This is a genomic window from Rhodoferax sp., from assembly GCF_037143375.1.
Lineage (GTDB): Bacteria > Pseudomonadota > Gammaproteobacteria > Burkholderiales > Burkholderiaceae_C > Rhodoferax.
Genome location: NZ_JBAWYV010000028.1, coordinates 1 through 21,491, shown reverse-complemented (window position 1 = coordinate 21,491; position 21,491 = coordinate 1). Strand labels below are relative to the sequence as shown.

23 protein-coding genes are annotated in these 21,491 nt (G+C 50.0%); 2 read left to right on the top strand and 21 right to left on the bottom strand.

Annotated features, from left to right (window positions below; all coding sequences use genetic code 11):
• Window positions 1-10: 10 nt before the first annotated feature.
• The 17 genes from WCG50_RS06685 to WCG50_RS06605 all read right to left on the bottom strand — a co-directional run bounded on the left by WCG50_RS06685 (window position 11) and on the right by WCG50_RS06605 (window position 16,435).
• Window positions 11-199 carry a DUF2065 domain-containing protein gene (locus WCG50_RS06685; protein ID WP_336898805.1) on the bottom strand — a complete coding sequence of 63 codons (189 nt, stop codon included), beginning with the start codon at window positions 197-199 and terminating at the stop codon, window positions 11-13.
• Between the two features lie 10 nt (window positions 200-209).
• Window positions 210-1,109: a protease modulator HflC gene (hflC, locus tag WCG50_RS06680; protein WP_336898804.1), complete on the bottom strand. Its 900-nt coding sequence runs from the start codon at window positions 1,107-1,109 to the stop codon at window positions 210-212.
• 9 nt (window positions 1,110-1,118) lie between these two features.
• On the bottom strand, window positions 1,119-2,513 hold the full coding sequence (gene hflK, locus WCG50_RS06675) for an FtsH protease activity modulator HflK (protein WP_336898803.1): 1,395 nt from the start codon (window positions 2,511-2,513) through the stop codon (window positions 1,119-1,121).
• A gap of 35 nt (window positions 2,514-2,548) precedes the next feature.
• A complete protein-coding gene (gene hflX / locus WCG50_RS06670) occupies window positions 2,549-3,730 on the bottom strand; it encodes a GTPase HflX (protein ID WP_336898802.1) in 1,182 nt (393 codons plus the stop codon).
• Window positions 3,708-3,956: an RNA chaperone Hfq gene (hfq, locus tag WCG50_RS06665; RefSeq protein WP_336898801.1), complete on the bottom strand. Its 249-nt coding sequence runs from the start codon at window positions 3,954-3,956 to the stop codon at window positions 3,708-3,710. The genes hflX and hfq overlap by 23 nt, the downstream gene beginning before the upstream one ends.
• Window positions 3,957-4,073: 117 nt before the next feature.
• Complete coding sequence (der, locus tag WCG50_RS06660; RefSeq protein WP_336898800.1) at window positions 4,074-5,414, bottom strand: ribosome biogenesis GTPase Der; 1,341 nt, start codon at window positions 5,412-5,414, stop codon at window positions 4,074-4,076.
• A gap of 17 nt (window positions 5,415-5,431) precedes the next feature.
• Window positions 5,432-6,535: an outer membrane protein assembly factor BamB gene (gene bamB / locus WCG50_RS06655; RefSeq protein WP_336898822.1), complete on the bottom strand. Its 1,104-nt coding sequence runs from the start codon at window positions 6,533-6,535 to the stop codon at window positions 5,432-5,434.
• A 32-nt stretch (window positions 6,536-6,567) separates the two neighbouring features.
• A complete protein-coding gene (locus WCG50_RS06650) occupies window positions 6,568-7,293 on the bottom strand; it encodes a tetratricopeptide repeat protein (RefSeq protein WP_336898799.1) in 726 nt (241 codons plus the stop codon).
• 8 nt (window positions 7,294-7,301) lie between these two features.
• Entirely contained in the window at window positions 7,302-8,621 is a 1,320-nt protein-coding gene (gene hisS / locus WCG50_RS06645; protein WP_336898798.1) for a histidine--tRNA ligase, read from the bottom strand.
• Between the two features lie 8 nt (window positions 8,622-8,629).
• Complete coding sequence (ispG, locus tag WCG50_RS06640) at window positions 8,630-9,904, bottom strand: flavodoxin-dependent (E)-4-hydroxy-3-methylbut-2-enyl-diphosphate synthase (RefSeq protein ID WP_336898797.1); 1,275 nt, start codon at window positions 9,902-9,904, stop codon at window positions 8,630-8,632.
• A complete protein-coding gene (locus WCG50_RS06635; protein ID WP_336898796.1) occupies window positions 9,904-10,839 on the bottom strand; it encodes a RodZ domain-containing protein in 936 nt (311 codons plus the stop codon). Before WCG50_RS06635 ends, ispG begins: the two co-directional genes overlap by 1 nt.
• The gene (gene pilW / locus WCG50_RS06630; RefSeq protein WP_336898795.1) at window positions 10,832-11,668 is read right to left on the bottom strand and encodes a type IV pilus biogenesis/stability protein PilW; all 837 of its coding nucleotides are present in this window, start codon (window positions 11,666-11,668) and stop codon (window positions 10,832-10,834) included. Before pilW ends, WCG50_RS06635 begins: the two co-directional genes overlap by 8 nt.
• A gap of 18 nt (window positions 11,669-11,686) precedes the next feature.
• Window positions 11,687-12,820: a 23S rRNA (adenine(2503)-C(2))-methyltransferase RlmN gene (gene rlmN, locus WCG50_RS06625; protein WP_336898794.1), complete on the bottom strand. Its 1,134-nt coding sequence runs from the start codon at window positions 12,818-12,820 to the stop codon at window positions 11,687-11,689.
• An 8-nt stretch (window positions 12,821-12,828) separates the two neighbouring features.
• Window positions 12,829-13,254, bottom strand: coding sequence for a nucleoside-diphosphate kinase (gene ndk, locus WCG50_RS06620; protein ID WP_336898793.1), 426 nt, complete (start codon window positions 13,252-13,254; stop codon window positions 12,829-12,831).
• A 153-nt stretch (window positions 13,255-13,407) separates the two neighbouring features.
• Window positions 13,408-14,655 (bottom strand): pseudouridine synthase, encoded by a 1,248-nt coding sequence (locus WCG50_RS06615; RefSeq protein WP_336898792.1) that lies wholly within the window; start codon window positions 14,653-14,655, stop codon window positions 13,408-13,410.
• Window positions 14,652-15,344 (bottom strand): SMC-Scp complex subunit ScpB, encoded by a 693-nt coding sequence (gene scpB / locus WCG50_RS06610; RefSeq protein WP_336898791.1) that lies wholly within the window; start codon window positions 15,342-15,344, stop codon window positions 14,652-14,654. Before scpB ends, WCG50_RS06615 begins: the two co-directional genes overlap by 4 nt.
• 128 nt (window positions 15,345-15,472) lie before the next feature.
• Window positions 15,473-16,435: an RluA family pseudouridine synthase gene (locus WCG50_RS06605; RefSeq protein WP_336898821.1), complete on the bottom strand. Its 963-nt coding sequence runs from the start codon at window positions 16,433-16,435 to the stop codon at window positions 15,473-15,475.
• A 62-nt stretch (window positions 16,436-16,497) separates the two neighbouring features.
• Between WCG50_RS06605 and WCG50_RS06600 the strand changes: the two genes are divergently transcribed.
• Complete coding sequence (locus WCG50_RS06600) at window positions 16,498-17,304, top strand: outer membrane protein assembly factor BamD (protein ID WP_336898790.1); 807 nt, start codon at window positions 16,498-16,500, stop codon at window positions 17,302-17,304.
• On the opposite strand, the gene WCG50_RS06595 is transcribed toward WCG50_RS06600, so the two are convergent.
• Complete coding sequence (locus tag WCG50_RS06595; RefSeq protein ID WP_336898789.1) at window positions 17,267-19,279, bottom strand: ATP-dependent DNA helicase; 2,013 nt, start codon at window positions 19,277-19,279, stop codon at window positions 17,267-17,269. The two genes, WCG50_RS06600 and WCG50_RS06595, sit on opposite strands and share 38 nt — an antisense overlap.
• A gap of 3 nt (window positions 19,280-19,282) precedes the next feature.
• Complete coding sequence (locus tag WCG50_RS06590) at window positions 19,283-19,483, bottom strand: DUF465 domain-containing protein (RefSeq protein WP_336898788.1); 201 nt, start codon at window positions 19,481-19,483, stop codon at window positions 19,283-19,285.
• Between the two features lie 111 nt (window positions 19,484-19,594).
• Between WCG50_RS06590 and WCG50_RS06585 the strand changes: the two genes are divergently transcribed.
• The gene (locus tag WCG50_RS06585) at window positions 19,595-20,356 is read left to right on the top strand and encodes a protein phosphatase 2C domain-containing protein (RefSeq protein WP_336898787.1); all 762 of its coding nucleotides are present in this window, start codon (window positions 19,595-19,597) and stop codon (window positions 20,354-20,356) included.
• 2 nt (window positions 20,357-20,358) lie between these two features.
• Here the strand turns inward: WCG50_RS06585 and WCG50_RS06580 are convergent, their stop codons facing one another.
• Window positions 20,359-20,994 carry a hypothetical protein gene (locus WCG50_RS06580; protein ID WP_336898786.1) on the bottom strand — a complete coding sequence of 212 codons (636 nt, stop codon included), beginning with the start codon at window positions 20,992-20,994 and terminating at the stop codon, window positions 20,359-20,361.
• The coding region (gene zapE / locus WCG50_RS06575) for a cell division protein ZapE (RefSeq protein ID WP_336898785.1) at window positions 20,991-21,491 on the bottom strand (501 nt) is incomplete at its 5' end. The genes WCG50_RS06580 and zapE, both read right to left, overlap by 4 nt.

Here is a 21,491-nt window from a genome sequence, read left to right as displayed (position 1 = left end):
CCGGAATTTCTCATAACAGTGACCAAATCAAAAACACACCGGCAAGAATGCTGCACATTCCAAAGAAACGCAGTTGTCCGTCGCCTAGTTGAAGAATCTGCAGGAACATTCGGCGCCAGCCTTGCGGTGACAAAAAGGGATAAAGCCCCTCAATCACCAGCACCAAGGCCATCGCCATCCAAAAGGTATCGCTACCCAAAATTAAGATTTCATTTCTTGGGCGGTGTTAGAGCCGTGCTTCCACGAAACACCTTGAAGAATTCTGAAGCAGAGGGGTCGACTACCATGACATCGCTCTTTTTATTGAAGCTGGCCTTGTAGGCATCGAGGCTGCGATAAAACTGGGCGAATTGGGGATCGCGACCAAAAGCTTCGGCATAAATGCGGGCCGCTTCAGCATCGCCCTCGCCTTTGAATTTCTGCGCATCGCGGTAGGCGTTAGCCACCGTCACTTCGCGCTGACGATCCGCATCAGCGCGAATCTTTTCGCCTTCAGCGGCCCCGGTTGAACGCAATTCATTGGCCACGCGCTTACGCTCGGCCTCCATGCGGCGGTAAACCGACTCGGTGATTGCATCCACATAATCGGCCCGGGTGATGCGGACATCAACCACATCGACACCCCAAGGTTTAGTACCCTTGACCTTATCGAGTACTTCGGCCTTCACATCAGCCGTAATGGCTTCGCGTTTGGTTGACAGCAACTCTTTAACCGTGCGCTTGTTGATTTCTTCCTGAAACGCGTTGCGCACCACGCGGTTAAGTTGGTTGGCACCATCGGCCTCGGTCAAACCAACGTTACGGATGTACTGAGTAGGCTCAGAAATGCGCCAACGCACATACCAGTCAATCACAACACGCTGCTTTTCGGCCGTGAGCATGGGCTCGGTGTCGCTGGTCTCCAGCGTCAACAGTCGCTTGTCAATATAAGAAACATTTTGAAAGGGCGGCGGCAATTTGAAGTTCAAACCGGGCTCGGTAATGACCTCTTTAATCTGCCCCAAGGCATAAACCACACCAAATTGACGCTGATCGACCACGAACAACATGGAACTGGCGAGCGCAAGAGCCACCAACAGCGAAGAAAAAATAAAACCTAGCCTGTTCATTCTGGGCTCCTAGCGTGTGTCACGATCACGTGAGCGGGAAACGTCCCGGGCACGCGTATCAGGGGTCGATGTAATGGGAGCAGTCGCAGGTGAGGCCGATGTGGGCGCCACCGCAGGCTCAGTGCCCGTAGAACCCGGACCCGTCATTTGCATAATCTTGTCAAGCGGCAGATACAACAAGTTTGATCCCTGCTTCGAGTCCACTAACACTTTGGTCACGTTACTGTAAATCTGCTGCATGGAGTCAAGGTACATACGGTCACGGGTAACCTGCGGTGCTTTTTGATACTCAGCCAACACTGATTTGAAACGTTGAGCATCACCTTGTGCTTGAGCGACGATTTTGGCTTTGTAGGCATCAGCTTCTTCTTTCAGTCGCGAAGCAGAGCCAACTGCTCGCGGGACCACGTCATTGGCGTAAGCCTGAGCTTCATTCTTGGCTCGTTCGCGCTCTTGACCTGCTTTTAATACATCATCAAAGGCGGCTTGCACCTGCTCTGGAGGTCGTACCCCCCCTTGTTGCAAGTTAATACCGACGACTTCAATACCAACTTTGTAGCGATCCAGTATTTTTTGCATCAAGGCACGAACACGAGGGGCAATCTGATCACGCTCTTCGGAGAGTGCACTGTCCATACGCATCTTGCCGACCACTTCGCGCACCGCAGTTTCAGCAGCCTGAACCACAGCCTCGGCCGGATTTTTACTTTCAAACAAGAAAGCACGCGCATCACTGAGGCGGTACTGAACAGCGAATTTGATTTCAACAATATTTTCATCTTCGGTGAGCATGGCTGACTCGCGCAGGCCCGTCGCCTTGATGACCGTATCGCGACCCACATCAACTGAGCGAATTTGCGTCACGAAAATCAACTCGTGACGTTGTATCGGGTACGGTAGCCGCCAGTTAAAACCAGCACCCACCGAAGATTTGTATTTACCGAACTGGGTAATGACGGCCTGCTGGCCCTCTTGAACAATGAAAAACCCTGTTCCCAACCAGATCAGGAATACAACACCCACGATCAAGCCTGCACCGATGCCCGCGCTCTTCATGTCGGGTTGGAAACCACCACCAGAACCATTGCCACCGCCCGTTCCGCCCGGCAACCCACGACCCGCATTTTTCAAGCCGCCGAACAAGCCCCCGAGTTTGCGGTTGAAATCACGCCAAAGCTCGTCCAGATCAGGCGGGCCCTGGTTTGAGCCCCGCTTTGGTCCTCGTTCGTTGCTGTTGTTGACAGGCTTGACCGGATCCTTGGCATCAGAGGTTGGTGGTTCTATCTTCTCGCCATCAGTGGACTTACCCTCATCCCGGCCCCACCGTGGATCATTCAGGTTGAACATGCCCCTGACTCGCTCTGGCAGGAAAGCCCAGCGAAAATTTCGCAAATGAAGTTTCATCTCTTCTTCTCTTGTGTTTCGTTATCTAATTGTGCCTACTCAAGGCTTGCCACATGACTCTCAGGGAAATCTCCGGCATAGCCCTCTGGCAAAGTACCTCCCATCACGATGCGGGCAAGCTCAGACCGCAAGGCTTGGAGACCTTCTCCATTTTTTGCACTTAAAAAAATACGCGGAGTTTGAACACCATTCAGATCGAAAGTATCGACAAGGTGATGAGGACGACGTGTTTCGTCAAGGGCATCTAATTTATTAAAAACAAGCACTTGGGGTATATCAGCGGCGCCAATCTCTTGCAACACACGTTGAACCTCTGCCATCTGCTCTGAGAAATGAGGACTTGCAACATCGACGACGTGAAGCAGCAAATCTGCATCAACCGCTTCCTGCAAAGTCGCCTGAAAAGCATCAATCAAACCATGTGGGAGATCACGTATGAAACCTACCGTGTCGGAAAGTGAGACTGATCTCCCCGCCTCACCCAGATAAAGCTGGCGAGTGGTGGTGTCAAGGGTTGCAAACAATTTATCTGCTGCATAGGCTTTCGCTTTAACCAACGCATTGAAGAGTGTTGATTTGCCTGCGTTCGTGTAACCCACCAGTGAAATATTAAAAGCGTCACGCCTTTCGCGCTGACGCCGCTGCGTCTGACGCTGACGCTTCACCTTGGTCAAACGATCTTTGATCTTTTTGATGTTTTCACCGATCATGCGTCGGTCAAGCTCAATCTGGGTTTCACCAGGACCCCCACGCATTCCGATACCACCACTCTGGCGCTCCAAATGAGACCAACGGCGGACCAATCGGGTGCTGAGGTATTGCATTCGAGCCAACTCAACCTGCAACTTTCCCTCGTGACTACGGGCTCTTTGACCAAAAATCTCAAGAATTAAAAGTGTGCGGTCATTGACAGGCAACTCAAGTTTTCTCTCAAGATTGCGCTGCTGTGCGGGACTCAAACTTTGATCAAATAGGACCTCAACGGCACCTAACTGATTGGCCAATAACTTGATTTCGTCAGCCTTACCGCTGCCAACAAACAGCGCAGCATCTGGCGCTTTACGCTTGCAAGTCATACGCGCCACAGGATTTAGGCCTGCGGTCTGTGCCAACAAACCTAACTCCTCGAGCTCACTATCGAAATTAGGCAATCCAAAATCGACTCCAACCAGAATGGTTGGGGCCGAAGAATCATTAAGCGGTTGCAGGCTCGTCACCCTCGCCGGTTGTAAAGTTCACAGCGCGTCCCGGCACAATGGTGGAGATGGCATGCTTGTAGACCATTTGTGTCACAGTATTGCGAAGCAAAACAACGTACTGATCAAAAGACTCTATCTGCCCTTGCAGTTTGATGCCATTGACCAAGTAAATTGAAACTGGAACATGCTCACGACGCAAAGCGTTGAGGAATGGATCTTGAAGTAACTGACCTTTGTTGCTCACGATATTCTCCGTGTTTAAGTAAATTGAAAAAAATAAAAATGGACGATACCACAGCAAAGTGGCATCTCAGCCGAGGCTTTTACATACCCACATAAAGATACGAAATTCGCAATGTTTTTATGCGGATCTGTCGGCAAATGGATTGGCAGAAGTTTTAAATTCAATACGCATCGGGGTGCCTACCAAATCAAATTCCTTACGGAAACGACCTTCAAGAAAGCGTTTATAGCCATCAGTCACGTGCTCAAGCGAATTACCGTGAATAATAATCACTGGCGGATTCATACCGCCTTGATGAGCATAGCGAAGCTTGGGACGGTACATTCCTGAACGCTTGGGACTTTGAAACTGTACTGCTTCAAGCAATAAACGGGTCAAAATGGGCGTTGACATCTTGCAATTAGCCGCTTTGTAGGCTTGTGCAATGGACGCCCACAGTGGACCCAAACCTTGCCTCTTGGTTGCCGATATCAAATGCAAGGTTGCAAACTTCAAAAATGGCAAGCGAGTCTCAATGGAACGCTTGACCAACTCGCGCTGGTATTCGTCAATGGCATCCCATTTATTAACAGCAAGGACTACTGCTCTGCCGTTTTCAAGAATATAGCCTGCAATATGAGCATCCTGATCAGTGACGCCTTGTGTTGCATCAATCAGTAACAGAACAACATTTGAAGATTCAATTGCCTGAAGTGTTTTGACGACCGAGAATTTCTCGATGGCCTCGAAAACTTTGCCTTTGCGACGCAAGCCAGCCGTATCCACCAATTCAAACTTTTGACCATTGCGCTCAAACGGCACAGAAATCGCATCGCGCGTGGTCCCTGGAAGGTCAAACGCCACCAAGCGCTCTTCACCCAACCAAGTGTTTATCAGGGTAGATTTGCCCACATTAGGTCGCCCGGCAACAGCCAACTTGATCACACCAGGCTCGCGTTCCTCAACTTCGTCCTCTGGATCCTCGAGATGAAGAGGCTCAAAAGCTAACTCAAGCAATGTCGTGATGCCCTGACCATGTGCAGCAGAAACAGGGTGAACTTGACCCAGGCCAAGTTCAAAAAACTCGACCAGTTGCGCGCCAGCAAGCATGCCTTCAGACTTATTGGCGGCGAGGACACACGGTTTTCCAAGTCGACGGAGATATTTAGCGATCTCATGATCCTGGGCTGAAATTCCTTCCCGTGCATCGACCACAAAAATAACCACGTCAGCTTCAGCGACCGCCTGACGGGTCTGCTTAGCCATTTCCTTGAAAATTCCTGTGGTGGCATCCGGCTCAAACCCGCCGGTATCGATTGCAATGAACTCGTGCTTTCCTTGCTTTCCGTTACCGTAATGGCGATCTCGGGTCAAACCTGCGTAATCGGCCACGATCGCATCGCGAGACTTGGTTAGGCGATTAAAAAGCGTTGATTTCCCAACGTTGGGGCGGCCAACAAGGGCCAAAACTGGTTTCATTAATTAAAGTCCGACACTTACTCAGGCTTAAAGCCAAAAACACCACCACTGCGGGTGACAACCACCAGTGAACCACCAGCCAACACAGGAGCCGTTGCGATAGCGGAACCATCGGTTGTAATGCGAGTCAGCACCGACCCGTCTTCACGAGACAGCAAATGAACAAAACCTGCGTCATCGCCGACAGCAACTGACCGACCAACCACAAGAGGAGCAGTCAAGCTACGAAAACGTAAGCGCTCAGAAATCCAGGCTCGCTCACCATCTGCGCGGCGCCAAGCAATGATCTTTCCATCACCCTCAACCCCAAATACAAATTTTTCATCCCCATGAACACCTACAAAACCGTCCGCTGGTTTGGTCCACAGCAGGGCACCGCGTGAGGCGTCAACGCAACCCACAGCAGCCTGAAACGCCCTTGCACAAACCACATCAGCCTCGCGACTGACTCGTCCAACCAGATCAACCAGTCGTTCAATGTCATTGGTACCACGCGGTGACGCAATAGGTGACTCCCAGCGGGACGTTCCATTTAAAGGATTGACGCCTACAAGTCGTCCGGCAAAGCCAGCCACCAGCGTATCGCCAACAGCCATCAACACACCAGATTGACGAAGGATCAAAGACTCACCAGGCCGCTGCTGATTCCAGAGCTTTCTTCCAGACTGCGCATCAAAGGCAGACAAAGAACGGTCAGCTGCTAGAACAAAGACACGTCCGCCAGCCACCAATGGCGAGGTGAAACTTTGGGCAGACAGTTTTTGACGCCAAATTTCACGCCCTGCATCTAGCGTAATTAATTCATTTCCGCGTGTCACCACAGAAGCGAATCGACCATCACTTCCAACGCCGGCCGAGATTGGCGTTCCCACATGGGTCCGCCAGACTTCCGCACCCGTCACCGCGTCAAAACTTCCAACCAAGCCGTCCGTGCTGGCGACCGAGAACTTAGTCCCATTGACTTTAATGTCCAGTGGAAAATCGACAGTGCCAATTTTCGTAGTCCATGCCAAACGTACCCCAAAAAGAGCTGGGTTTGCCGTTAATTCTGCAGGCTTAGGTTTTTCAGGACCGCTGGAGCAACTCACTAATATCCCGCCAAGGGCAGCGGTCAGCACCACTTTGGAAGCTGTCGAAAAAAAGATGTGAAATTTCACTTTTGACCTTCAGATGCAGACGAAACAACAGCAGGTGCAGTTACCTTATTTTTCACATCCGCTCCAGCAACGCCAGTGAGCTGGGGATCTATACCGAGGGAATTCAACTTAACCTCAACTAATTTACGGTAATCGGTGCGAGATTCAAAGCTTTTGAATGCTTTTTCGTACTCAGCAATGGCTTCGGTCTTTTTCCCTTGCAACAAAAGAATGTCGCCTTTTCGATCAGCCACAAGTGCATCGAAACTTGCAGGATGTGCACTATTTAACTGTGTAAGTGCCTCATCAAAAGCTTTAGCGTCCATCAACACACCCGCCAAACGTAATTTAGCGATGGCTTGGTATCCTGGATCTGAGGATTGATTGGCGACCCATTTCAAAGCATCTTTAGATGCTTCAACATTTCCAACACTGTAATATTGTTTCGCGACCAAAAGACCGGCCTGCTGAGCATAAGTCGTTGACGAAAAACGGTCTTTCATGTCCGCAAAGACACGGTCTATTTTAGAAGCATCTGAGGACTTAACCACCCGTTCAACTTCATCGTACATTGCAGCAGCTTGTGTTGCCTGGCTGCGCTGCCAATACTGGTAAAAATTCCAGCTTGCAAATAAACCGAGAACCAGAATCAAAGCCCAGGTAATGAGGTTTCCGTATTGCTTCCAAAAATGCTTGAGCTGATCGAGTTGCTCTTGTTCTTCAAGATCTAATTGATTTGCCATGAAAATATTCAGTTAAGAGGAATGGATTGTAGGGTGGATGCCCAGTCAGCTATTTCAGCTATTGACCGGGTTACCTGCTCGCCACTACCTTCTCGCAGCGATTTGACAGTTACCAAGTTTTTTTCGACCTCATCTGTGCCGAATATCAGCGCATGTCTTGCTTTACTGCTGTCAGCCCGCTTAAATTGTGACTTCATGCTACCCATACTGCCAGCCACACTGGCGTGCATTTGAACACTAATACCCATAGACCTCAAAGTCTGAAGTGTTTGAAGCACCATTGGCAAGGCTGTCGCATCTGAAACGATGGCATACGCATCAAGCGTAGGTTCAATAACACCCAGGCACTGCTCCTTGATGAGCTCCAATACACGATCAACTCCGAGTGCCCAGCCCACTGCAGGTGCTGGCTTGCCTCCCAATTGCTCAACCAGATAATCGTACCTGCCACCGGCACAAACCGTACCTTGTGAACCAAGTCTATCTGTAGTGAACTCAAAAACGGTCAGGTTGTAGTAGTCCATACCGCGAACCAAACGTGGATTAACGGTGTATGTCACGCCGTTTGCATCCAATATTTCTTTCAACATATTGAAATGCGCCAGTGATTCACGGCCAAGATAGTCCAGTGGCCTGGGCGCGGCCTCAACCAAAGCTTGCATCGCGGGATTTTTCGTATCCAGAATACGCAAGGGGTTACTGTGGAGGCGTCGCTTTGCATCTTCATCCAGCAATTCCAAGTGCTGTTCGAAATAAACAATCAAGGCTTGACGATGGGCCGCACGCTCTTGAGGCTGACCCAAACTATTTAACTCAAGGCGAACGTCGGTCAAGCCGACATCTTTCCACAAGGCAACGGCTAGCAGTATCAACTCTGCGTCTACTTCAGCACCGCCAAAACCAAGCGCCTCTGCCCCGATTTGGTCGAACTGACGGTAGCGCCCACGCTGAGGACGCTCGTGACGAAACATAGGACCGATGTAATAAAGACGCTTACCCCCCTCATACAACATCGAGTGTTCTACCACCGCCCGCACCACACCGGCAGTCGCTTCAGGACGAAGCGTCAATGGATCACCATTGAGCCGATCCTCAAATGAATACATTTCTTTCTCGACAATATCTGTAACTTCTCCCAAACCTCTCACAAATAAAGGAGTTCTCTCAACGATCGGGGTCCGAATGTTTCGATAGGCATATCGGGCCATCAGTGATCGAACACGACTTTCCAACCATTCAACCGCTGCCGATTCCGGTGGCATGACATCGTTCATACCTTTAACGCCAGTCAGTTTTCCTGTCGCAGGAGGGTTTTCTTTTTTAGTCATAAGCTCGATCACACCTCGGTGGAAATCAAATGATTGCCGAACCGCTTTTCAATATAGTTTTCAACAATTTTCTGAAACTCTTGGGAAATCGAATCCCCACGCAAAGTTATACTTTTTTCACCATCAATAAACACCGGTGCCGCGGGTGCTTCACCTGTGCCAGGTAAGCTGATGCCAATATCAGCGTGTTTACTTTCCCCGGGTCCATTAACAATACACCCCATCACAGCAACCTTCAACTTTTCAACACCCGGATATTGGCTGCGCCACACGGGCATCTTTTCCCTTAGAAAATCTTCAATTTGCTTGGTCAGTTCTTGAAAGGTTGTGCTCGTAGTCCGGCCACAGCCAGGGCAAGCGGTCACACTGGGAACAAAAGATCGCAATTCAAGAGATTGCAAAATTTCGCAGGCGATCACCACTTCCTGAGTTCTGCTTTCACCTGGTTGAGGCGTCAAGGAAACCCTAATGGTGTCCCCAATCCCTTCTTGCAGCAATATGGAAAGAGCCGTAGCGGAGGCAACAACGCCCTTTGCACCCATACCCGCTTCGGTAAGACCGAGATGCAGTGGATAGTTGCAACGTAAGGACAATTCACGATAGACAGATACAAGATCTTGAACACCACTCACTTTGCACGAAAGAATGATTTGGTTTTTACTTAAACCCATCTCTTCAGCAAGATGAGCAGACGCCAAAGCAGAGGTTATCAACGCCTCATACATCACAGGTTTCGCATCCCAAGGGATAGCTCGACGGTTGTTTTCATCCATCAAACTGACCAGTAACTCCTGATCCAGACTCCCCCAATTGACACCGATTCGAACTGGTTTATTCCACTTCATGGCCGCGTCGATCATTTGTCCAAACTGTTTATCGCGCTTGTCACCTTTGCCGACATTGCCAGGATTGATTCGATATTTTGACAGCGCTTGGGCACACGCGGGGTAATCCGAAAGTAGCCGATGACCGTTATAGTGAAAATCACCGATGAGAGGAACATCTATCCCCATTCGGTCAAGTTGCTCTCGAACATACGGCACTGCCTGTGCCGCCTCTGGTGTGTTCACCGTCAGCCGCACCAACTCAGACCCTGCAAGCGCCAATTCCTTCACTTGGATAGCGGTACCAATGACATCAACGGTATCAGTATTGGTCATGGACTGAATTCGCACAGGCGCATCACCACCAATGGTGACGACCTTCGAGCCCCAAACCACACTCGCTTGCAGCGAGTTTCGAGCCTTGGGATTTGCTGCTTTAATTGGCAAAAAAGTGTCCACTATTTCACCTCAAAACGGGCAACGTTATCTTTTGCTACGCTTGACAAGTCAAAGGTTTGACCCTTAACTTGAGCTTCCATATTACTGGCACGGCCAACCACGACAGAAAGCGGCATGACACCCGATGCTGCAACGCTCTCGCCCTCAGCCATCGTCTTACGCAATTGCACGACACCTTTAGCATCTATTACTTCAACCCAAGAGACGCCCCGCGCCTTAAAGACTAGCGTTCCTGTCGTTGAGCCAGTACCTGCAAGATTAGCGGCTACAGATGGCATCAGCACGGAAGAAGCAGGCGCAGATACGGCACTGGCAGCAACTTCGCTTGTTAAAACCGGACTTGATACGCCAGATAACGGCGGCAAAGCTGATGCATCGGTCACTACTTGATTTACATTCACGCTTGCTTCTGAGGAAGCACTTGGAACAGGATAAATTAATGGCGCGACATCAGATTTTTGAGTAGAAAACATCCCTGAGGGAAGATTAAAAGGGACGAAAATAATAACTACTGCACCAACCAGCAAAGTCAAAACAGCCAAAACAAGCGGTTTGGAAAGCTGACTCATAAAGACAAAAGAAGACCCATTTCCAGCCGGTCGAAAAGGGGTGTTGATACCTGACTCATCTGATTTAAGTCGAGGTGACGTCGAATGAGGTAGCCTCTCCAAAATTGGGGCAGAGTCAATTTTCAAAGTACGACAGACACTGGCGGCCAGGGCACGAACGAAAACCGTATCTGGCAACAAATCAAAGCGATCAGTTTCAAGGGCTTCCAGCTTTTTAACAGGCACTTTTAACGAAACTGCCAAGGCGGCAATGTGCAAGCCAGCTTCTTCACGTGCCTTACGCAACATAGCCCCACCTGACAACTGTGAAGTTGACTCTTGAGTACGATCCATATTTATATTGGTATTAATAATTTCTTCACTCATCGAAAGCGCCTCGTTGGTATGCGCCAGCTTCACGGGATTGCGGAAAACGTTTTACCAGTTGCGCAGCAAGTTGCAGCATGGCATCTCGATTCTCAATTTTTTGCTCTACTTTTATACCAAGCCAAAGTGACTCTGCATTGGCTAACTCTGTGTTGTTGAGGCGCCGCACATAAAACTGAGCCTTAACGAAATCACCGCGTTGAAATAGCAAAGTTGCCAAGTTGTAAGCGGTTATAGGATTGCCTGCATCAAACTCGTAAGATTTCAGCAGACTAATTTCTGCTTCTGCGTTGTGCCCTGCCCTTACCTGACACAAACCTTGAGCTCTAAAAGTCTTGGCACGCTCCCCATATTGAGGATTTGAAAGTGATTGAGAAAACAACTGGTTTGCCTCAGGGAATCGAGACTGCTGACACAACAACCAACCCAAATTGTGCATGACGTTTGAATCACGAGGACTCAGCGAAAGTGCCTTCTTAAAGCTTTCTTCTGCGAACCTGAAATCATTGAGACGCATATAAATCAAACCACGCAAACTGTAAGCATCACTGTATGTTGGATCTGCAGCAATGGATTGCTTGAGCTCATCTAATGCAATCGTTGTTTGACCCTGCTCAAAATAACCCACTGCTAGTTCTAAGCGGATTCGTGCACGTTTACGCGTATCTGGCTCATCGGAGTCGGTCACCATTTCAATTCGGTCGCCCGATGGACCTGAATCATTTAACTTGGCAGCACAACCAGAAATACTACTCAAGCCAGAAACAAGTAAACAGGCGTAAAGCATCCAAAATCTGATTTTCATCCAATGGATCGTATTCATTTTCATGACTCAAGTCTCCCAGACTTATTTGCTTTCAGCCGATATGGGCTTTAGCATGAAAGTACGTTGACGGGCAATTCGCTGACTTATACCGGTACGATCCTTGACGTCACCGGCAAGTTGACCGCAAGCAGCATCAATATCGTCACCTCGTGTTTTCCGAATGGTTGTGACTATGCCTGCAGCACTCAAAATGCTTGCGAAAGTCTTAACTTGAGCCGGTGAAGAACAAGTTAGACCAGAGGCCGGAAAAGGATTGAAAGGGATTAAATTGAACTTGCACCAAACACCGCCACTCGAATGTTTACGAACAAGACTTACCAACTGATTGGCATGATCAACCTGATCATTAACGCCATCTAGCATGCAGTATTCAAAAGTAATAAAGTCTCTCGGGGCGTGCACCAGATAGCGATTGCAGGCATCCAACAATTCAGCAATGGGGTATTTTTTATTGAGTGGTACGAGATTATCTCTAAGGACATCATCTGGTGCATGCAATGAAACAGCCAGGGCTACTGGGCAATCGAGGGCAAGACGATCCATCATAGGCACGACACCCGATGTAGACACCGTTACTCTTCGACGAGACAACCCATAACCGTGATCATCCAGCATGACACGAAGCGCCGGCACTAATTCAGTGTAATTCTGCAAGGGCTCGCCCATACCCATCATCACCACATTTGAAATCACACGCTCCACTTTGTTAAAGCGTGTTCGCAAGAAGTGCTCTGCAAACCAAAGTTGAGCTAGGATTTCACCCGTTTTCAGGTTTCGACTAAAACCTTGGTGGCCAGTCGAACAAAAACGACAACCCACGGCACAACCTGCTTGCGAAGAAATACAAAGAGTTCCCCGATCATCTTCTGGAATGAATACAGATTCGACCGCATCCCCGCCACCCACGCTAAACAACCATTTGATGGTCCCATCCGAGGAGATGTGCTGAGAAATGACATCGAGCGCCTTGATATGCGCGGACATTTTTAGCTTCTCACGAAATGACTTCGCAAGGTCAGTCATTTCATCAAAACTGGAGGCACCTTTTTGGTGAATCCAGCGAAATAACTGAACCGCACGGTAACGCTTCTCACCGAGCCGCTCACAAAAAACGGCCAAGCCCTCGAGATCGTAATCGAGTAGATTGACCGTCATTTTTTAAATTATCGCGAGTAAATGTTCATGCCGGGGAAGAAAAAGCTAATCTCCACGGCAGCAGCGTCAACAGCATCAGAGCCATGAACTGCATTGGCATCAATGCTGTCAGCAAAGTCAGCACGAATGGTTCCAGCAGCCGCTTTTTTCGGATCAGTCGCGCCCATGAGGTCACGGTGCTTCAACACAGCGTTTTCACCTTCGAGGGCTTGAACCATGACGGGGCCTGAAACCATGAAATCAACGAGATCCTTGAAGAATGAACGCTCTTTGTGAGCCGAGTAAAAGGCTTCAGCCTCACCACGGGACAATGAAACCATCTTGGCGGCAACAACTTTTAAGCCTGCAGCTTCAAAGCGTGCGTAAATTTGGCCAATTACGTTTTTTGCAACGGCATCAGGCTTGATGATGGAGAGAGTACGTTCGATAGTCATAGTTTTTCCTGGACAATTTGTTTAAATTTCAACCCACCGGGCGAAGCCTCAAATTTTAACCCGTGCATCCCGGTAATTGATAAATTCAGGGAAATACCGCTTGATGTTGGCGCGAGGTCAAATAAGGTTCACACCATTACGCTTGAGCGCTTTTCAACGACTCTTTCCACCTCTGCGTTGCCCATTTCCAGAGCCTCCACCCCCACGTTGCTGCCCCTGATCCTGTCTTTGCCTTGTAAAGCTGTCGGCACCGATGTAGCCAAAAGCCGTTTTCAGGGGATCAGGTTGGGTGGCTCCGCCTTGACCAGAATTTTTTGTTGCGCCCGAGCCCATGCTCCGTTGCCCTGTTCCTGAGCTGCGGGGTCCACTGCCTCGAACACCGCGACTTCGATTTCGAGGCGCAGATGCTTTATCAGAGGCATCACGTCGTAGAACAGGCAAATTACCTTGGCCTGATTCATCTGCAGATTCTCTTGAATCACGATTTCCAGCCACTTTCATCAATGACTTGATATCGCCTTCGTCTAATTCCATCCATGCGCCACGTTTGAGTCCACGCGGCAAAACCATAGCACCGTAACGGATGCGAATTAAACGGCTAACGGCATGTCCCACCGCCTCAAACATACGGCGAACTTCTCGGTTGCGGCCTTCAGAAATAGTGACTCGGTACCAACAGTTTGAACCTTCACCACCACCCTCTTCGATCGAGCCAAACTGTGCAGCGCCATCATCCAACTTCACACCATCAAGGAGTCGTTGTTTCTCATCCTTATTCAAGGCACCGAGAACACGGACCGCATACTCGCGCTCCAAGCCAAAACGAGGGTGCATTAAATTATTGGCCAATTCACCCGAACTGGTAAAAAGCAATAAACCCTCCGTATTCAGATCAAGGCGACCGACCGACTGCCACTTGCCCTGATACAACTTGGGAAGTCTGCGAAATACGGTGGGCCGATTCTGTGGATCGTCATGCGTAACCACCTCACCCACGGGCTTGTGATAAGCAATGACGCGCGGTGGTGGGGCTTCGATACGGAATCTGATCGGCTTGCCATTGACTTTGACGTGATCACCCATTTGAACGCGCTGGCCAATATGGGCTGGCTCGTTATTGACCGTGATACGGCCCTCCAAAATCAACTGCTCCATTTCAAGCCGCGATCCCATTCCTGCTTGCGCAAGAACTTTATGCAACTTGGGTGTTTCAGCCATCGGCGCCAAAACTCGTTTGCTTGGAGCCAGATCTTCGCGCTCTTCGTCTGCGTCAAATTGACCCGAAACGACATCATCAAAGCGAATACCCGTGGCGACTGGTTCAATTTTTTTGGCTTGTTCAGGCTTGATTTCTGAATCTACTTTAATAGATACTGACGTATCGGAAATATTTGCGGTCATGGTTGAGTTCCCGTCAAGAAAAATAATTCGCCTCCAGAACTGATCTCATCAGTTGTGGTTGCTGCTTGTGCCATGTCGCCGTTATTGTCCGGTGAAGTCATAGCGGGTGAAATATCAAGCTCGGCTTGAAAGTCTGGCTCGCTTTTATTGAGTTGCTCCATCAGACCAGTCTGCAGGACTGGAGAATCCAGTAAAGGCAACTGATCCAGTGTTTCGAGGCCCAAATCTTCTAAAAAATGCTTGGTGGTTGCAAAAAGAGCGGGTCTTCCAATCGCTTCTTTATGCCCAATTACCTCAATCCAGCCCCTGTCTTCAAGTTGTTTCAAAAGTAACGAATTAACAGTTACACCGCGAATGTCCTCAATATCCCCACGGGTCACGGGTTGCCTGTAAGCAATGATTGCGAGAGTTTCCAACGTGGCACGGGTATAACGAGGGGGCTTTTCCGGGTGCAGACGATCCAGATAGACCCTCATTTCTGGGCGACTCTGAAAACGCCATCCCGTGGCGACACTGACCAACTCAACCCCGCGTTGCGACCACTCCTGCTGCAACTCTCGGAGCAGAACTTTAAGCGTGTCAACGCCCAACCCATCATCAAACAAAACACGCATATCGCGCATTTGCAAGGGCTGCTGAGAGCAAATCAAGGCGGTTTCTAATACGCGCTTGGCATCCGCCGTATTCATGGTATTGATATTCCAGGAAGGCACCAATAAAGGTGCGCAATTCAAAATGGATCGTAGGAGCGCTCAAGGCAAATTGATGAATCTGCAGCGCATCACCGGCGGCTTGCCGGGATTTCAGTCTTAAAAAACTAGGTTTGATTGTAACTTAGACCCCAAAGCCTCAAGGCGTTTTCAAAATCAACGGGCAATTTAGACTTGAAAAGCATGAGTTCTTGAGTCACTGGATGGATGAAGGACAGGCGGCAAGCATGCAACGCCTGCCGTTGCATATCGGCGGCCACTGCACCAGCGTAGACCAAATCTGAAACCAATGGATGCCCGAGAGAGGCCATGTGAACACGAATTTGATGCGTTCTACCCGTATGCAGCGAGCATTGGACCAAGCATCCTTGGCTTCCATTCTGCAGGAGTTCAATATCTGTCCGCGCCAGCTTCCCAGCATTCTTTTCCAGATCGACCACAGCCATTCGCAAACGATTGCGTGGATCACGACCGATGGGTGCATTCACCTCCCGACTACGGGGTCCAAGCCAATTTTTATGAGCCAATGCCAAGTACTGTCGACTCATGTCACGCGCCGCAATCAATCGAATCAAGGCATCCATGGCAGGGCGCGTTCTCGCCACCACCATCAAGCCACTGGTATCTTTGTCAAGTCGGTGAACAATTCCGGCACGTGGCAAATTAATGGCTTTTTCGTCATACGCCAATAAACCATTGAGCAAAGTTCCGCTCCAGTTTCCGGGCGCAGGGTGAACAACCAGTCCAGCTGGTTTATTAATCACCATGAGATGTTCATCTTCGAACACAATTTCCAACGCCATAACTTCAGGTTTGAACGCCTGGCTTTGCGGTGTAGGTCGCAACTCAATAACCCCAAGATCACCCGCCTTAACTCGCGTCGAAGGTTTTCGAACCACTGATTGATTGATCGTCACGCCTTCCAAATCAATTAATTGCTGCAAGTAACTGCGCGAAAATTCTGGCACCAGTTCGACCAAAGCCCGGTCCAGGCGCGCGCCATGCTGCGCTTCGCCAAAAATCAGATGACGTAACTCTATATCTGGCCCGGCATCAGCACGGTCATCCATGTCTTCGATATCAATCTCACTCGATATAATCAATTCGGTATTTTTCAAGAAAGTTGTCCTTCATGCTTCTAGCCAAATTATCGGTTGTCTGCGCCTGTTCGCTGGCAGGTGCAGCTTTGTTTCTGGCAGGATGCGCCTCCACCCCAGAAGATAAAACGGCTTCATGGAGCCCCAACAAGATCTACGCCGAGGCCAAAGATGAGTTGAATGCTGGCGCCTACGACAAAGCCGTTGCCTTATTCGAAAAGCTCGAAGGCCGTGCAGCCGGAACCCCGTTGGCTCAGCAGGCTCAACTTGACAAGGCTTACGCCAATTACAAGACCGGCGAAACAGCCCAAGCAATTGCAACGCTTGATCGGTTCATGAAATTGCATCCAGCCAGCCCGGCGCTTGACTACGCCTTGTATCTCAAGGGCATTATCAATTTCAACGATGACCTCGGCATGTTTTCAGCCGTTACCCGGCAAGATTTGGCAGAACGAGATCAAAAGGCAGCCAAAGAATCTTTTGAGTCATTCAAGGAGTTGGTGACACGTTTTCCAGCCTCTCGCTATACACCAGATGCCACTCTGCGCATGACGTATATCGTGACCTCATTGGCGCAGTATGAGGTTCACGTTGCGCGTTATTACTTTACCCGGGGTGCTTATGTTGCCGCGATCAACAGATCCCAAATCGTGGTTTCTGACTACCAAGGCATGCCAGCTCTGGAAGAAGCACTGTTCATCATCGTCAAATCTTACGACGCCCTTGGCATGACTCAACTGCGTGACGATGCCAAACGAGTGCTGGAGAAGAACTATCCCCAAACTGAATTCCTGACCCGTGGCTTCAAATCCAACTCGGATCCATGGTGGAAGGTCTGGTAAGGGCGTTTAGCTCGATTGCCATTTCCGCTTCAGAGTTGATTCTTCGCATGGGCGGCAGTGCCGCCAACAACCGCCGTCCATAGCCCATCGACGACACACGGGTATCGCAAATCACCAAAATACCGCGATCAGACTCGTGCCGTATCAACCGACCGGCACCTTGCTTGAGTGCCAAAGCGGCTTCACGCATAAAGTAACTGTTAAAAACGCTTTTACCGTTTGATTCAAGTCGTTTTGATCGCGCTTCTACTTGTGGATCGCTGGGCGGCGGAAATGGTAGCTTGTCAATAACCACCATCTGTAATGCGTCACCAGGCACGTCCACGCCCTCCCAAAAGGAAGCCGAAGCGACCAGAATGCAGCCTGCGCGGCCGTCCTGATTGCCAAGACGAAAGCGCTCTATCAGTTCCCGCTTGGGCATTTCTCCCTGCTCAAGAATATCCAAATTTTTTGAATTTGAAAACCATTGGCGTAATGAATCGGCAACAACTTTCAGCGCTCGCAAGGTCGTGGTCAAGACAAGGGTGCGGCCTCCAATAACGGCGGCAGCATTGGCGACAAACTCAGCGACCTGTGCACTGTGCGTCGGGTCATTGGGTTTGGGCAAATGTTGGGGTACATAAACTACTGCCTGCGCTGAATAATCGAACGGACTCTCCACTTTTAAAATTTCAGCCTCATCCAGGCCACATGGCTCAGTAAACCAGCGTAACTTGGCGTCATTACCCAAGGTGGCCGAGGTGAAAATCCAGGACTTTCGACCCACCAACTCATCGTTGGCCTGGATCATTCGAGATTTGACCGTATTGCAAATATCTAACGGCGACTCAACCAGTCTCAATTGAATGCCAACATCCAGCCAGCGCACTGAATCAAGTTGACAACTTCCCGAGAAAAAATTGATACGATCAATAAATTCCTGATTACGCTCACTCAACCGCACCAGTTCAGGGGCGATTTCACTGACTGTTTCGAGCCCAAAGTTGACCTTGATGCAAGAAGCGTGAACCGCATCCATAGCTTCTTTCCACTCTATTGCATCGACCAATTCTGGAGATTCTCCAACCCATCGCAGTTTGGCGCCCGGATACGACTTACCAACAACCAGCCGCAAGTCACGTGCTGCGTGCTCAAGCTCAGAAGCAAGCGCATGCCAATCCAGTAAACCACGCGCATGAAGCAATCCAACAGCCATCAAGTCACGGGCAAAGTCCAGTAATTGACCCGTTGTCAGTTGATTGCCCATGAACTGGACGCCGGTTTCGTTGAGTTGATGCGCCTCATCAAAAATAACGGTTTGAACCGATGGCAGCAACTCGGCTACACCAGAGTCACGCACCGCCAAATCAGCAAAAAAAAGATGGTGATTCACCACCACCACATCGGCCGCAAGCGCCTTACGGCGAGCAAGATTGACATGGCAGTCACGAAATTGTGGACATTGCGCCCCCAGACAGTTGTCACGCGAAGAGGTCACGAATGGAATCACAGGCGACCGCTCGTCAAGTCCCGGCAACTCAGACAAGTCGCCGGTTTGTGTCACCTGAGCCCACTGTTCAACCTTGGCCAGCGTCCGCGCTGCCAAGTGCTCCGGTAAATTGAGGTCATGCCGGGCGATTTCCAAACGGTACAAACACAAATAGCTGCTTCGCCCTTTGAGCAATGCGGTGCGCACGGGCAAGCCCAGAACTTTGACCAACTGCGGTATATCACGACCAAACAACTGGTCTTGCAGCGTTTTTGTGGCAGTGGAAACGAGCACTCGGTTTCCACTAAGAAGCGCTGGCACCAAGTACGAAAAAGTTTTGCCAATGCCGGTTCCAGCCTCGACAACAAGTACACCACCGTTGTCAATCGTACGTGCTACAGCCGATGCCATCTCGGTTTGACCCGCCCTGGGCATAAAGGCTTCGATCGTCCGCGACAACAGTCCATCTGGCGTGAACGCATCACCCACCACCTCCTGCAAACTCATGATTCAGGCCGGTTCGTCAGGGGTGACGATGCGCTCAATTCGAATGATCTCATCACGCAAGCCCAAACGTCTTTTTTTCAAACGCCGCAACAAGAGTTCATCCAGCGGGTTTTCGCTTGCCCGGTCAATCATGGCATCAAGATCTCCGTGTTCAATCCGGAGATCAATCAGCCGACGTTCAGGGGAGTTCAGGTTCGAGTCCAAAATATCTATATGGGGAAAACCGAGGTATTCGGTCTGTTGGAAGTACAGGGTTGGCTTGATAATACGACTTTAGTACATATTTAAGAGACCTTCGCTTTTAAGCAGATCATCATGTCCAAAGGCTACCGACTCACCGCATCAACCGGCATCCACAAAGGTGACCGTGACTACCAGCAAGATCAGGTCATCTTGCTGAGCCACTCCAGAGTCAGCGGATGCCTGTTGGCCGTGCTGGCAGACGGAATGGGGGGGCGCAGTGGTGGACGCAAAGCATCAGACCAAGTCATGTTGACCGCCAAACAACTGTTTGAACGCTATTCACCTGAGACAGATGACGCAGATGCCACTTTGAAGCAACTCGTTCTGGAAGCACACACGGTCATTAAATTGACAGCCATATCGGCCGAAGAAGAACCGCACAGTACCGTGGCTGCCTTTTTAATTAATCCGGGTGGCGATTGTTATTGGGCCCATGCCGGTGATTCCCGTATTTACCATTTCTACGCCGGGAAATTCGTCAAACGGACCATGGACCACTCTTATGTCCAAGCCTTGGTCAATCGAGGTGAGATCACGGAGGAACAAGCCAGTGTGCACCCGCAATCAAATATTCTGATGGGTTGCCTGGGGACAGAAAACGACCCGCCCGTAGATTCTCATTTCATCCCCAAACTGCGAGCAGGCGATGTCTTGATGGCCTGCAGCGATGGTGTGTGGCACTACTTTACCAACGCCGAAATTGGCTCCATTCTCTCAACGCTATCGGCCCGGGAAGCCACCGAGTTCTTGATCGAGAAAGCCCGATCGCGTGGCCATGGCGGGGGTGACAATCTATCTTTGGTCGTCGTCAAACTTGAGCCACTAGGGAGCTAAGTTCAGGGAAACGTCGGCAGAGGTTTTTTGGGCTCTTCCGTTTTATCTTTGATACTTTTTAAAACGCTGGCCCGGTGCGCTTCAGCTTCTTTCTGCTTGTCTAGGTATTGCTTTCGATCACGGGCAATATCTTCCTGTGACCGGCTTGTATTTTTCACTTCAGAAGCGGGCTGAGCCCTGGACTGCACCGGCTTTACCTTATTGGCCTCGTTTGCTTTTTGTGCGGCGTTGTCTTCACGCTCTTTCTGAGCCTGTTGCGCATCGAGTCGGCGCAGTGAATCTTCTTCGACTCGTTGCACAGAGGATTTTTCCCGAATCTTCTCGAATTGCTCAAGCGCTTTTAGTTTCCGCTCCGCATCATTGATGGAAACTTCCTGCCGACGAAGCTTGTCCAGCATTTCGCGACGGTGACTGCGGGCTTGCCTGATGCAATCACTGACAGCAAACCGTGTGTAACACTGCGCTTCTGCCGCCAAAAATAGCGCCTCTTCACGCGCGCGCTCGGCCTGAATGCGACTTCGTTCTGCATCACTATTCAAAGACGGCGTCGTAAGAATAGCGATTTCGGCATCTGATGCATTGGCAAGGTTGCAAGCACTTGTGAGTAACAACAGCCCCCATAAAGTGAGAACTTTCATGTCAAGCTGGTGTCCACAACGCGACGCTCCAAGGCCAGATATTCACTCGATTGCATTTCATTCAAGCGCGACACCGTTCTGGGAAACTCGTGGGCCAGCATGCCTTCGGTATAAAGTTCTTCAGGCGCTACGGCGGCCGACATGATTAATTTGACGCGCCGGTCATAAAGCACGTCTACCAGCCAGGTAAAACGCCGCGCCTCCGATGACATGCGCGAAGGCATCAATGGCACATCGCTCAAAAGCACAGTATGAAACTGAGAGGCAATTTCAAGGTAATCATTTTGGGAGCGCGGTCCACCGCAAAGCGTTTTGAAGTCAAACCACACCAAACCACCGGCTTTGCGCCGCGCCTGGATCTCTCGGGCCTCAATGTACAACACCGGGTTGTCGTCCTGAGATTCGGCCAACCGGTCAAAGGCATCCTTCATCGCCAAATCTGCCACGTCACCCAGTGGAACGTGGTACAGCTTGAGTTGCTCCAGCGTGCGGCGGCG